General features: G+C 74.6%; 11 protein-coding genes and 1 pseudogene. 9 read left to right on the top strand and 3 right to left on the bottom strand.

Annotation, left to right across the window (positions count from 1 at the left end; all coding sequences use genetic code 11):
* From ACFVFS_RS39400 to ACFVFS_RS39380, 5 genes and pseudogenes are all read left to right on the top strand, one after another.
* Positions 1–354: pseudogene (locus ACFVFS_RS39400) on the top strand (hypothetical protein); the annotation flags it as partial.
* A 163-nt stretch (positions 355–517) separates the two neighbouring features.
* Positions 518–1444, top strand: coding sequence for a LysR family transcriptional regulator (locus ACFVFS_RS39395; protein WP_380629832.1), 927 nt, complete (start codon positions 518–520; stop codon positions 1442–1444).
* 59 nt (positions 1445–1503) lie between these two features.
* A complete protein-coding gene (gene alc, locus ACFVFS_RS39390; protein ID WP_380629831.1) occupies positions 1504–2604 on the top strand; it encodes an allantoicase in 1101 nt (366 codons plus the stop codon).
* A 120-nt stretch (positions 2605–2724) separates the two neighbouring features.
* The gene (locus ACFVFS_RS39385; protein ID WP_380629830.1) at positions 2725–3000 is read left to right on the top strand and encodes a hypothetical protein; all 276 of its coding nucleotides are present in this window, start codon (positions 2725–2727) and stop codon (positions 2998–3000) included.
* A gap of 58 nt (positions 3001–3058) precedes the next feature.
* Positions 3059–4378 carry an amidase gene (locus tag ACFVFS_RS39380; protein ID WP_380629829.1) on the top strand — a complete coding sequence of 440 codons (1320 nt, stop codon included), beginning with the start codon at positions 3059–3061 and terminating at the stop codon, positions 4376–4378.
* A 53-nt stretch (positions 4379–4431) separates the two neighbouring features.
* Here ACFVFS_RS39380 and ACFVFS_RS39375 read toward each other — a convergent pair whose 3' ends face one another.
* Positions 4432–5097, bottom strand: a complete 666-nt coding sequence (locus tag ACFVFS_RS39375; protein WP_380629828.1) for a TetR/AcrR family transcriptional regulator — start codon at positions 5095–5097, stop codon at positions 4432–4434.
* A gap of 140 nt (positions 5098–5237) precedes the next feature.
* Here ACFVFS_RS39375 and ACFVFS_RS39370 point away from each other — a divergent pair, with 140 nt between their 5' ends.
* Positions 5238–6161: an alpha/beta hydrolase gene (locus ACFVFS_RS39370; protein ID WP_380629827.1), complete on the top strand. Its 924-nt coding sequence runs from the start codon at positions 5238–5240 to the stop codon at positions 6159–6161.
* Complete coding sequence (locus tag ACFVFS_RS39365) at positions 6158–6781, top strand: TIGR03086 family metal-binding protein (RefSeq protein WP_380629826.1); 624 nt, start codon at positions 6158–6160, stop codon at positions 6779–6781. Before ACFVFS_RS39370 ends, ACFVFS_RS39365 begins: the two co-directional genes overlap by 4 nt.
* A gap of 293 nt (positions 6782–7074) precedes the next feature.
* On the opposite strand, the gene ACFVFS_RS39360 is transcribed toward ACFVFS_RS39365, so the two are convergent.
* Together ACFVFS_RS39360 and ACFVFS_RS39355 are read right to left on the bottom strand one after the other, a co-directional pair.
* Complete coding sequence (locus tag ACFVFS_RS39360; protein ID WP_380629825.1) at positions 7075–8034, bottom strand: pirin family protein; 960 nt, start codon at positions 8032–8034, stop codon at positions 7075–7077.
* Between the two features lie 141 nt (positions 8035–8175).
* The gene (locus tag ACFVFS_RS39355) at positions 8176–8676 is read right to left on the bottom strand and encodes an SseB family protein (protein ID WP_380629824.1); all 501 of its coding nucleotides are present in this window, start codon (positions 8674–8676) and stop codon (positions 8176–8178) included.
* A 226-nt stretch (positions 8677–8902) separates the two neighbouring features.
* Here ACFVFS_RS39355 and ACFVFS_RS39350 point away from each other — a divergent pair, with 226 nt between their 5' ends.
* Positions 8903–10732: an acyl-CoA dehydrogenase gene (locus tag ACFVFS_RS39350; RefSeq protein WP_380629823.1), complete on the top strand. Its 1830-nt coding sequence runs from the start codon at positions 8903–8905 to the stop codon at positions 10730–10732.
* Between the two features lie 283 nt (positions 10733–11015).
* Positions 11016–12329, top strand: coding sequence for a M18 family aminopeptidase (locus tag ACFVFS_RS39345; protein WP_380629822.1), 1314 nt, complete (start codon positions 11016–11018; stop codon positions 12327–12329).
* Positions 12330–12460 lie beyond the last annotated feature (131 nt).

The raw sequence follows: 12460 nt of genomic DNA, 5'->3' as shown, positions 1-12460 counted from the left end.
GCGCCCCCGCCCGCCCGCCCGGCCGGACGGCCGCAGCCCCGCCGCCGCTCCCGGCGCGGCCGGGCCACCGTGCCCGGGCCGCTGCTCACCGCGCACCGCCCGCACCGCGACGGCCGCCCCTACGACACCCACGTCCTGCCGCCGGCCGCCGACCCGGCGCCGCTGCCCTTCCTGCGGCCGCTGGACCTCGACGCCCTCCCGGACCTCACCGCCGAGTCCGGCCGCGGCCTCTTCCTCATCCACGCCCTCACCGACCACGTCCAGCTCCGCAACCACCCGCTGCGCGGGGCGATCGTCAGCTTCGACAAGATCCTCAAGTGGCAGGACGACGCGCTGCTGCGCCGGGCCTCGTAACGCCGGTCCGGGGTGGCGGGTCAGTGGGCGGCGGCGGGCGGTGAGTGGATTCTTCCGGCTCTCGAACGGCTGACCGCCGAGGGGTGTCGACGGTTGGGCCCGGTCCGGGCCCGGGGCGGCCGCACCCCCGTCCCGGGCGGCCTACCCTGGCCCGATGGGTGCGGTGGGCGACTGGGACCTGCGGCGGCTGCGGGTACTGCGCGCGGTGGACGAGTGCGGGACGGTGACGGCGGCGGCCGAGCGGCTGCACCTGTCGCCCTCGGGGGTGTCGCAGCAGATCTCGGCGCTGGCCCGGCAGGTGGGCGCGCCGATGCTGGAGCCGTACGGCCGGCGGGTGCGGCTGACCCCGGCGGCGCGGCTGGTGCTGCGTCACGCGGAGCTGGTCCTCGGACAACTGGAGCGCGCCGAGGCCGAACTGGCGGGCTATCTGCACGGCGAGGCGGGTGAGGTCCGGGTGGGCGCGTTCGCCACCGCGATCGGCGGGCTGCTCGTCCCGGCGGTGGCCCGGCTGCGCGAGGCCGCGCCTCGGCTGACGGTGCGGGTGGTGGAGGCGGAGGCCGACGAGACGGTCCGGCTGCTGGCGGCGGGGGACGTCGACCTGGGGCTGTCGCTGGCCGTCGGGCCGGTCGGCCGCGGTCCGGGGATCGTGGAGACCCCGCTGCTCAGCGACCCGCTGGACGTCGCGCTGCCGCCCGGGCACCGGCTGGCCGCATCGCCCGGGCTGCGGCTCGCGGACCTCGCGGAGGAGCCGTGGATCTACGGTGCCGCCGGCCCCTGGCGGGAGATCACCCGGGAGGCCTGCGCCCAGGCCGGGTTCGTGCCGGAGCGGGCGCACACCGCCGCCGACTGGACGGCGATCCTGGCCATGGTGGCGGCCGGTCTCGGGGTGGCCCTGGTGCCCCGGCTGGCCTTGGCCGGGCGGCGGGCCCCGGCGGTGGTCCGGGCGCTGCCGGCGGACCTGCCGACCCGGCGGGTGGTGACCGCGGTACGGGCCGGGACGGAGCGGACGCCGCCGCTGCGCCGGGTGCTGGCGGAACTGGCGGTGGTGGCGTCGGCCGTGTCGGCGGGCGGCACCGTTCAGCACGGCTGAACGGTTTGGCCAGTTCTTGGTGATGGACCTGACCGGTCGCCCGCCGCGAGGGTGGTGGCATGACCACTGACGCGAACTCCCGCCCGAATCCCGCCCAGTTGTCCGACGCCGCCGCCCCGCCGTACGGGGGCGGCGACCCGTACGCCGACTACCGCGCCGCCGAGTTCCCGTTCGCCGCGCTGGTCGACCTCGCCGACCGCCGGCTGGGCGGCGCCGTCCTCGCCGCCAACGACGAACTGTTCGCCGAGCGGGAGAACCTGCTGCTGCCGCGGCCGGCCGAGTTCCGCCCGCACACCTTCGGCAACAAGGGCCAGATCATGGACGGGTGGGAGACCCGGCGGCGGCGCGGCGCCGACGCCGGCCACCCGCACCCCGCCGACGGGGACCACGACTGGGCCCTGGTCCGGCTGGGCGTGCCGGGCGTCGTGCACGGCGTGGTCGTCGACACCGCCCACTTCCGGGGCAACCACCCGCAGCGGATCGCCGTCGAGGGCGCCGAACTCCCCGGCACCCCGGGGCCGGAGGAACTGCTGGCCGCGGAGACGGTCTGGCACCCGCTGGTCCCCCGCTCCCCGGTGCGCGGCCACGCCGCCAACGGCTTCGCCGTCGCCGACCGCCGCCGCTTCACCCATCTGCGGCTCAGCCAGTACCCCGACGGCGGCATCGCGCGCTTCCGGGTGCACGGCGAGGCCCGGCCGGACACCGCCTGGCTGACCGCGCTCGGCACCTTCGACCTGGCCGCGGTGGAGAACGGCGGCGCCGTCGAGGACGCCTCGGACCGCTTCTTCTCCTCCCCGGTCAGCCTCGCCCTGCCCGGCAGGTCCCGGGCGATGGGCGACGGCTGGGAGAACCGCCGGCGCCGCGACGCGGGCCACGACTGGGTCCGGCTGCGCCTCGCCGGGCGGGGCGCGGTCCGCGCGGTGGAGATCGACACCGGCTACTACGTCGGCAACGCGGCCGGCTGGGCGGCGCTGTCCGGCCGGGACGAGCACGGCGCGGACCCCGAGGAGTGGTTCGAGCTGGTGCCGCGCACCCGGCTGCAGCCGGACGCCGTGCACCGCCTGGTGATCGACGCGCCGCGCCCGGCCACCCACGTCCGGCTGGACGTCTTCCCGGACGGCGGGATCGCCCGGCTGCGGCTGTGGGGCGGGCTGGTCTGAGCGCGCCCCGGGTCTGAGCGCGCCCCGGGTCCGAGCGCACCCCGGCGGCCCCGCGCGCGGGACCCGGCGCCCGGCCCGGCTCCGCTTGCCGGGCCGGGCGGGCCGCCGGACGATGGGGGAATGATGCACCGGATGCGCGCCGAGTACGCCGACGGCGGCGCCTCCGCCGCCGTTCGGCTGTGGCACATGGTCCGCGGCGGCGACAGCGTGGCGATGTGCGGCCGGGAGCTGGACGCCCGGGCGCCCGCCCGGGAGGCGGTGGACTGGGGGCGCACCCCCGAACTCTGCTGCCACACCTGCGGCGCCTATCTGCTGCGCGAGGCGCCCTGGCTGGCCGACGAGCACCGGCCGGGCCCGCCCGGCGCCCGGCCGGAGACGGCCTGGCCGTCGGGCTGAACGGCGCACCGGTGGTGCGGTGGACGGCCGCCCCGGGGCCGGGGCTACCGTGGTCGCCATGGAGGAATCCCCGGTCCGGCCGCGGTCGTTGACCCGCGAGGCCGCCGCGCTGCGCGCGGGCGTCCCCGCCCTCGCCGTCCACGTCGACCGGCTCTGCGCCCGGATCGAGCAGGTGGACCCGCTGATCCGCGCCTTCGTCCCCGAGCCCGGCCGGGCCGACCGGCTGCACGCCGAGGCCCGGGCGCTCACCGCCCGCCACCCCGATCCGGCGCAGGCGCCGCCGCTGTACGGGGTGGCCGTCGGGGTCAAGGACATCGTGCGCGTGGACGGCCTGCCCACGCGCGCCGGTTCGGCGCTGCCGCCAGGCGTCCTGGCCGGCCCGCAGGCCGCCGTGGTGGACCGGCTGCGGGCGGCCGGCGCGCTGGTCGCGGGCAAGACGGTGACCGCCGAGTTCGCCGGCGGCGCCCCGGGCCCGACCCGCAATCCGCACCACCCGGCCCACACCCCGGGCGGTTCCAGCAGCGGCTCGGCGGCGGCGGTCGCGGCCGGGCTGGTGCCGCTGGCGATCGGCACCCAGACGGTCGGCTCGGTCGTCCGCCCGGCCGGCTACTGCGGCGTGGTGGGCTTCCGGCCGACGCACGGGCGGATCCCGATGGCCGGCGTGATCCCGAACGCGCCGGGCCTCGACGCCCTGGGCCTGTTCACCGCCGACCTGGCGGGCGCCGCGCTGGCCGCCCCGCTGCTCTGCGACGACTGGGACACCGGGAACCGGCACGGCGGCGACGAGGACGTGCCGGTGCTCGGCGTCCCGGTCGGCCCGTACCTGGAGCGGGCCCGCCCGGAGGCGCTGCTGGCCTTCCGGCGGCAGCTGGAGCTGCTGGCCGCCCGGGGGCTGATGGTGCGCCAGGTCGATCTGCTGCCGGACTTCGGCGAGCTGGAGCGGCAGCTGCGGACGGTCAACCGGTTCGAGATGGCCGCCTCCCACGCCGAGTGGTTCGACCGCTTCGGCGGCCTCTACCGGCCGGAGACGGTGGCGGGCATCCGGCACGGCCGGAGCGTCGACCCGGCCGCCTACCGGGCGGCGCTGGACGCCCGCGCGGAGTTCCGCGCACTGCTCGCCGAGCGGCGCCGGCGGGCCGGGGTGGACCTGCTGGTGGCCCCCTCGGCCACCGGTCCGGCCCCGTTCGGGCTGGACAGCACGGGCAGCGCGGTGATGTCGCTGCCGTGGAGCTTCGCCGGGCTGCCCGCGCTGAGCCTGCCCGCCGGGGTGACGGACCAGGGCCTGCCGCTGGGACTCCAGGTGGTCGGCGAGGCCGGGGCGGACGAGCGGCTGCTGGCCCAGGCGGTGGTCCTGGAGCGGGTGCTGGACGCCGCCTGAGCGAACGGCCGTCCCGCCCGCCCCGCTCAGCCGGTCCGTGCCGTCCGCCCCGCTCAGCCGGTCCGGTCCGCCCTCAGCGCGGGGGTGTCCGGGTCGACGGCGTCCGAGCGCAGCCGGCGCAGCGCGGCGCGGTGGGCGCGCTCGTACGGGGTGTCCTCGTCGAACAGCAGGGCCTGCGGGTTGGCGTTCTCCAGCAGGGCGATCAGGGTGAAGGCGATGTCCTCCGGATCGGCGTCGGCGCGCAGTTCGCCGGTGTCGACGGCCCCGTTGACCATGCCGAGCACGGTGGCGTGCCACTCCCGCCAGTTGGCCGCGAGGGCGTCCCGCAGCGGGCCGGGGCGGGCGTCGTACTCGGCGTTGACCTCGTAGAAGAAGCAGCCGCCGGGGAAGACCCGGGCGCGCGAGTAGGCCAGCCAGGACTCGCAGAGCAGGCGGAGCCTGCGCAGCCCCGGGGGCTCGGCGGCGATCGGGTCGAGCACCGCGTCGGAGAAGATCCGCCGGGCCGCCCGGACGGTGGCGAGCTGGAGCTCCTCCTTGGAGCCGAAGCCGGCGAAGACCCCGCTCTTGCTGAGCCCGAGGTCGGTGGCGAGCCGGCCGATCGACAGCGCGTCCAGGCCCTCGACCGAGGCGATCTCCACGGCCCTGCGCAGCACCGTCCGGCGGGTCTCCTCGCCGCGCAGCACCCGGCCGTCCGTGCGGGACGTGCTCGCTCCGGCCACCGTTCTCACCCCAGTTCTCCGGCATCGGTCCGTGCCGCCAGGGTAGCGGGGCGGACGGCCGGCCAGAAAACTGCACGAACGGTCGTGCTAATATCTCGCCCAGTTCGGCTCTTGCCCCTCGGCATCCCAGGGAGTTCCGCATGGACCCGGCCGTCGCACTGATCCGCACCACCTTGAACGCCGCCTCGCGGGCCGCCCCCGGCCTCGCCGGCCGGGCCGCGTTCGAGCTCTACCGCCACCCCCTGCGGCGCGGCCGCGTCCGCCCCCGCGAGCGCGAGGTGCACGACCGCGCCGCCACCCGGAGGCTGCTCCACCGCGGCGACCCGGTGGTCGTCCACCGCTGGGGCGACGGCAGCCGGCCCGTCCTGCTGATGCACGGCTGGCAGTCCCGGGCCTCCCGCTTCGCGGACCTCGTGCCCCGGCTGCGCGCGCTCGGCCTCACCGCCGTCGGCTACGACGCCCCCGGGCACGGAGACTCCGGCGGCCGGACCGCCACCGTGCTGGACCACCGCTCCATCGCCCTGCGGCTGCAGGAGGAGTACGGCGCCTTCGAGGCGGTGATCGCCCACTCGCTGGGCGTCAACGCGGCCTTCCTGGCGCTGCGCGAGGGGCTGGACGCCGGGCGGCTGGTCGCCCTGGCCGGCGTCGCCGAGGTGTCCTGGCTGCCCGCCGGGTTCTGCGCCCGGCTCGGTCTGAACGCCACCGTGGAGCGGGAGTTGCGGCGCCGGGCGGAGAGCGGCGCGATGTTCCCCGGGGTCGCCGACGTCCGGACGTACTTCGACGCCGCCCGCAGTCCCGAGGAGATCGCCCCGCCGATCCTGGTGGCGCACGACGAGGGGGACGACGTCGTCCCGTTCGCCCAGGCCCGCCGGCTGCGGGCGGCCTACGGGGACCGGCTGGACCTGCTGGCCACCCGGGGACTGGGCCACCGGCGGATCCTCACCGAGCCGACCGTGATCGACAACGTGATCGGCTTCCTGTCCGCCGACCCGGCGCCGGCTCCCGGTCCGGTTCCCGACCCGGCCTCGGCGGCGGGCGCGGCCGGGGCGGCGGGCGCGGCATGAGCCTGCTCGAACTGCACACCCGCTCCCTGGAGTTGGCCGCCGCCGTGGTGGACACCGTGCAGCCGGAGCAACTGGTGCTGCCGACGCCCTGCGGGGACTGGTCGTTGCGGCGGCTGCTGGAGCACCTGGTCGGGCAGCACCGGGGCTTCGCGGCCGCGGCCGACGGGGCCGGGCCGGACCTCGTGCTCTGGCGCGACGCCCCGGTGCACGGCGATCCGGGCGGCGCCTTCCGCCACTCGGCGGCGCGGCTGACCGCCGCCTTCGCCCGCGCCGCCGCCGCGCCCCGGCCCGCCCCGCTCCGGCTGCCGGGGATCCGCGACGGCGGGCCGGTCCCGTTCGAGCGGGCGGTCGGCTTCCACCTGCTGGACACCCTGGTGCACGCCTGGGACGTCGCGGTCGCGCTGGGCCCGCCGGACCGGTTGACGGCCGCCGTGGACGAGGACCCGGCGCTGGCCGGGGCCCTGCTCGCGGTGGCGGGGGCCGTGCCCGCCGGTCCGGCGGACCGGGCGCCGGGGAGGGCCTTCGCCGCCGTCCGGGCGGCCGACGGCGCGGCCGGTCCGTTCGAGCGCGCGCTGGCCCTGCTGGGCCGCGACCCGGCCTGGGCGGTCCCGGTGCGCTGAGGCCCGCCGGCCGCTACCGGTCGTCGCGCTGCTCGTCGGGGAAGCGGGGGCCGCCGATGAAGAACAGCAGTGCGGCGGTCGGGAAGCCGAACGAGGCGACCACCAGCACGATGAACTGCCAGAACATCCGTCGCTCCTCACCCTCGGCCGACAGATCCACTCCTGGTCCGACGGTAGGGCCGGATCCCCCGGGCCGCCACCGGGGGGCGGACGCGCCGACGCCCTCCGCCGCCCGGGTGCCGCGGCGGCGGCGTTCGGGTGGCGGAGGGCGTCGTGGGTGCGACGGGGTGCGGTCAGTGGCCGTCGGCGGGGATGGTGCCGAGGCGGCCGGCCTGGAAGTCCTCCATGGCCTGCTGGAGCTCGCGGTGGCTGTTCATGACGAACGGGCCGTAGTGGGCGACGGGCTCGCGGATCGGGAGGCCGCCGAGGAGGACGACCTCGAAGTTCTCGTCCCGGGAGTCCTGCTTCTCGTCGGCGCGCAGGGTGATCGAGCCGCCGTCGCCGAACACGACGGCCTGGCCGCGGTGGAAGGGGCGGTGCTCGGTGCCGGCCGCGCCGTTGCCGGCCAGGCCGTAGGCGAGGGCGTTGAAGTCGGAGCGCCAGGGCAGGGTGATCTGGGCGCCGGGGCTGATCGAGGCGTGGATCATGGTGATCGGGGTGAAGGTGGTGCCCGGGCCCTGGTGGCCGTCGAGCTCGCCGGCGATGACGCGCAGCAGCGCGCCGCCGTCCTCGGTGCTGAGCAGCTTGACGCTGCCGCCGCGGATGTCCTGGTACTTCGGGGTGATCATCTTGTCCGAGGCGGGCAGGTTGACCCAGAGCTGGAGGCCGTGGAAGAGGCCGCCCGACCTCACCAGCGACTCCGGCGGGGTCTCGATGTGCAGCAGGCCCGAGCCGGCCGTCATCCACTGGGTGTCGCCGTCGGTGATGGTGCCGCCGCCGCCGTGCGAGTCCCGGTGGATGAAGGTCCCGTCGATGATGTAGGTGACGGTCTCGAAGCCGCGGTGCGGGTGCCACGGGGTGCCCTTGGGCTCGCCGGCCGCGTAGTCCACCTCGCCCATCTGGTCCATCATGATGAACGGGTCGAGGTACTTCTGGTTGATCTTCGCGAAGGCGCGGCGGACCGGGAAGCCCTCGCCCTCGAAGCCCTCGGGCGCGGTGGCCACCGTGAGGACCGGGCGGGTGCTCGTGACGGCGGGGTCCGGGGTGGTGACGCGCGGGAGGGTCAGCGGGTTGTCGACGGTCACGGCGGGCATGTCGGCCTCCTTCGGTGGATGCTCCTCTGGCCTGTGTCCACGAGATTAGTTCAATCCTCAACAAGAAGCAAGTTGAAAGTTGAACCAAATCTCCGCGGGCCGATCGGCGGGCGGGGCCGGGAGGCCCCCGTCCATCCTCCGTCAGCCGTACATCCGGCGCATGGTGAAGTCGACCATCTGCTCGACCGCCTTGGCGTCGAACACCATCCGGTGCTCGCCCTCCATGTCCAGCGCGAAGCCGTAGCCGGTCGGCAGCAGGTCGAGGACCTCGGCGCCGGTGACGGTGAAGTGCTTGGAGTCCTTGCCGGCGTACCGGCGCAGCTCCTTCAGCGAGCTGAACATCGGGATGACTGGCGTCGGGGTGTTGTGCAGCGCCAGGAAGCCCGGCCGGTCGCCGCGCGGGCAGTGCACCTTGGAGGTGATGAAGATGGCCTGGAAGTCCTCCACCGCCATCGACCCGGTGGTGAAGGCCCGGACGGCGTCCGCGAGGGACGGCGGCGAGGGCTCCGGGTAGAGGGACTGCTGTGCGTTCGGCGGCTGCTCGCCGTACGGGCCGGGGCCGGGCATGCCGTTCATGCCCGGCTGCGGCCCCGCCTGCTGGTAGGGGTCGCCCGGGTACGCGTTCTGCTCATAGCCGTACACACGGACAGGCTATCGGGAGCGCGGCACCCCGCGCGGGCGCCGATCCTGACAACAGCGGGCCGTCCCGACTTGTGGGACGTGACCACGTTCATACGGTAATCCGCAGAGGATTCACCGACGGGGGCTTGAAACAAGTTACCGCTGGGTAGCATCATGAGGCCTACTGGTGGGTACGGGCGCCCGAACGCGGAGATGTCCCGGAAGCGACGAACCGGAGATAACGGCCATGGGTCACTACAAGTCCAACCTGCGGGACGTGGAGTTCAACCTCTTCGAGGTGTTCGGCCGCGAGCAGGTGTACGGCACCGGACCGTTCGCGGAGATGGACGTCGAGACCGCGAAGAACATCCTGAGCGAGATCTCGCGCCTCGCCGAGAACGACCTCGCCGCGTCCTTCGCCGACACCGACCGCAACCCGCCGGTCTTCGACCCGGAGACCAACACCGCGCCGATCCCCGAGACGTTCAAGAAGAGCTACCAGGCCTTCATGGACGCCGAGTGGTGGCGCCTGGGCATCCCGGAGTCGATCGGCGGCCAGGTCACCCCGAACTCGCTGATCTGGGCCTTCGCCGAGCAGATCCTCGGCTCCAACCCGGCCATCTGGATGTACTCCTCCGGCCCGGCCTTCGCCGGCGTCATCGCCGAGGAGGGCACCGAGGCCCAGCTGGAGATCGCCAAGCGGATGACCGACCGCCTGTGGGGCTCCACCATGGTCCTCACCGAGCCGGACGCCGGCTCGGACGTGGGCGCCGGCCGCACCAAGGCCGTGCGGCAGGAGGACGGCTCCTGGCACATCGAGGGCGTCAAGCGCTTCATCACCTCGGGCGAGCACGACATGTCCGAGAACATCGTCCACCTGGTGCTGGCCCGCCCCGAGGGCGGCAAGCCGGGCACCAAGGGCCTGGGCCTGTTCGTCGTCCCCAAGTACGACTTCGACTGGGAGACCGGCGAGCTGGGCGAGCGCAACGGCGTCTACGCCACCAACGTCGAGCACAAGATGGGCCTGAAGGCCTCGAACACCTGCGAGATGACCTTCGGCGCCAAGCACCCGGCCAAGGGCTGGCTGCTCGGTGAGAAGGTCGACGGCATCCGCCAGATGTTCAAGATCATCGAGTTCGCCCGGATGATGGTCGGCACGAAGGCCATCGCGACCCTCTCCACCGGCTACCTGAACGCGCTGGAGTACGCCAAGGAGCGCGTGCAGGGCGCCGACATCTCGCAGTTCCTGGACAAGACCGCCCCGCGCGTCACCATCACCCACCACCCGGACGTGCGCCGCTCGCTGCTGACCCAGAAGGCGTACGCCGAGGGCATGCGCGCCCTGGTGCTGTTCACCGCGTCCACCCAGGACGACATGGCGGCCGCCAAGCTGCGCGGCGAGCACGACGAGGCCGCCGAGCGCCTCAACGACCTGCTCCTGCCGATCGTCAAGGGCTACGGCTCGGAGAAGTCCTACGAGCAGCTCGCCCAGTCCCTGCAGACCTTCGGGGGCTCCGGCTACCTGCAGGAGTACCCGATCGAGCAGTACATCCGGGACGCCAAGATCGACACCCTCTACGAGGGCACCACGGCCATCCAGGGCCAGGACTTCTTCTTCCGCAAGATCGTCAAGGACGGCGGCCAGGCGCTCACCGCGCTGTCCGAGCAGATCCAGAAGTTCCTCGGCTCCGCCGCGGGCGGCGACGCCCTGGCCGCCGAGCGCGAGCTGCTCGCCAAGGCCGCCGGCGACCTGGAGGCCATCGTCGGCAAGCTGCTCGCCGACCTCTCCTCGGTCGAGCAGGACGTCAAGAACATGTACAAGGTGGGCCTGAACACCACCCGCCTGCTGATGGTCTCCGGCGACGTCGTGGTCGGCTGGCTGCTGCTGCGCCAGGCCGCGGTGGCCCTGGCCAAGCTGGAGGCCGGCGCCTCCGAGAAGGACGTGCCGTTCTACCGGGGCAAGGTCGCGGCCGCCCGCTTCTTCGCCAAGAACGTGCTGCCGACCGTCGCCTCGCAGCGCCTGATCGCCGAGGGCATCGACAACGAGATCATGGAGCTGGCCGAGGAGGCCTTCTGACGCCACCCGTCGCCCGCCGCCGCCGGGCGCGCCGCGCGTGACACCTTCCTGACCGCCCGACCCCACCCTCACGCCGAAGGGCCCGGTCCCCCCGACCGGGCCCTTCGGCGTACCCGGCGGCCCGGCCGCCGACAGCGGCGGAGGAAGCGTCAGTTCACGTTTCTGTCTGTGTTGTGCATCCGTTGGGCTGCTCCGAGTGTCATGTCCGTGTACGGGCATATGCTCAAGGTGCGAAGCCGATCCCCCATTTCGGCCTTCGGCCCTCCCTCGACCCAGGAGCAGCATGTCGACCGCCGCCCGCCAGGCCTTCTTCGACCGGACGCACACCGATGACCTGATCGCCTTCCTCGGCACCTCGCCGTCGCCCTACCACGCGGTCGCGAGCGCGGCCGAGCGTCTGGAGAAAGCCGGCTTCCGGCAGGTGCTGGAAACGGACGCCTGGGACGGAGTCGCCGGCGGCCGGTACGTCGTCCGCGGCGGCGCGCTGATCGCCTGGTACGTGCCGGCCGGCGCCGGCCCGGAGACACCGTTCCGCGTGGTCGGCACCCATACCGACTCGCCCAACCTCCGGGTCAAGCCGATCCCCGACACCGGGTCGGCGGGCTGGCGGCAGGTGGCGGTGGAGATCTACGGCGGGGTGCCGCTGAACACCTGGCTCGACCGGGACCTCGGCCTCTCCGGCCGGCTCACCCTGCGCGACGGCGGCCGGCGGCTGGTCCAGCTGGACGAGCCGCTGCTGCGCGTTCCGCAGTTGGCGATCCACCTGGACCGCCAGGTCAACGAGGGCATGAAGCTGGACAAGCAGCGCCACCTCACGCCGATCTGGGGCCTCGGCCCGGTCGACGAGGGCTCGCTGATCGCCTACGTCGCCCAGCGGGCCGGGGTCGACGCGGCCGACGTGACCGGCTGGGACCTCATGACCCACGACGTCCAGCCCGCCTCCTACCTGGGCCGGGACCGCGAGCTGCTGGCCGGCCCGCGGCTGGACAACCTGCTCTCGGTGCACGCGGCCACCGCCGCGCTGGCCGCGGTGGCCACCGCCGCCGAGACGGACGGCGCGGCGCTGCCGTACATTCCGGTGCTGGCCGCCTTCGACCACGAGGAGACCGGCAGCGAGTCGGACACCGGCGCGCAGAGCCCGCTGCTCGGCAACGTCCTGGAGCGCAGCGTGTACGCGCGCGGCGGCGGTCTGGAGGACCGGGCCCGGGCGCTGGCCGGCACCGTCTGCCTCTCCTCGGACATGGGCCACGCCGTCCACCCGAACTACAGCGAGCGGCATGAGCCGGGCCACCAGCCGCTGCCCAACGGCGGTCCGATCCTCAAGGTCAACGTCAACAACCGGTACGCCACCGACGGCGTCGGCCGGGCGGTGTTCGCGGCGGCCTGCGAGAAGGCCGGCGTGCCGTGGCAGACCTTCGTCTCCAACAACGCCATGCCCTGCGGCACCACGATCGGCCCGATCACCGCGGCCCGCCTCGGCATCCAGACCGTGGACTGCGGCATCGCGGCGCTCTCCATGCACTCGGCCCGCGAGCTGTGCGGCGCGGAGGACCCGTACCTGCTGGCGAGCGCGATCAAGGCGTTCCTGGAGGGCTGAGCCCCTCGATGACGCGGAAGGGCCCGGCGGGCACGCGGGCGGGTTCTATCGATCCCCGCAACACCCTGAAGTTCAGGGAGTTGCGGGGATCGTGGATTTCGAGGTGTTGAAGGCGAGGTTCTTCGAGGCGC

Origin of the sequence: Kitasatospora sp. NPDC057692, from assembly GCF_042799475.1 — a bacterium.
Lineage (GTDB): Bacteria > Actinomycetota > Actinomycetes > Streptomycetales > Streptomycetaceae > Kitasatospora.
The sequence above is the reverse complement of the archived record's forward strand: the minus strand, read 5'-3'. Positions and strand labels throughout refer to the sequence as shown.

Bases quoted from the DNA above. Each gene is read 5' to 3' on its own strand.
- alc (WP_380629831.1), top strand. From the start codon at position 1,504: ATGACCACTGACGCGAACTCCCGCCCGAATCCCGCCCAGTTGTCCGAC.
- ACFVFS_RS39385 (WP_380629830.1), top strand. From the start codon at position 2,725: ATGATGCACCGGATGCGCGCCGAGTACGCCGACGGCGGCGCCTCCGCC.
- ACFVFS_RS39380 (WP_380629829.1), top strand. From the start codon at position 3,059: ATGGAGGAATCCCCGGTCCGGCCGCGGTCGTTGACCCGCGAGGCCGCC.
- ACFVFS_RS39370 (WP_380629827.1), top strand. From the start codon at position 5,238: ATGGACCCGGCCGTCGCACTGATCCGCACCACCTTGAACGCCGCCTCG.
- ACFVFS_RS39365 (WP_380629826.1), top strand. From the start codon at position 6,158: ATGAGCCTGCTCGAACTGCACACCCGCTCCCTGGAGTTGGCCGCCGCC.
- ACFVFS_RS39360 (WP_380629825.1), bottom strand. From the start codon at position 8,034: ATGCCCGCCGTGACCGTCGACAACCCGCTGACCCTCCCGCGCGTCACC.
- ACFVFS_RS39350 (WP_380629823.1), top strand. From the start codon at position 8,903: ATGGGTCACTACAAGTCCAACCTGCGGGACGTGGAGTTCAACCTCTTC.
- ACFVFS_RS39345 (WP_380629822.1), top strand. From the start codon at position 11,016: ATGTCGACCGCCGCCCGCCAGGCCTTCTTCGACCGGACGCACACCGAT.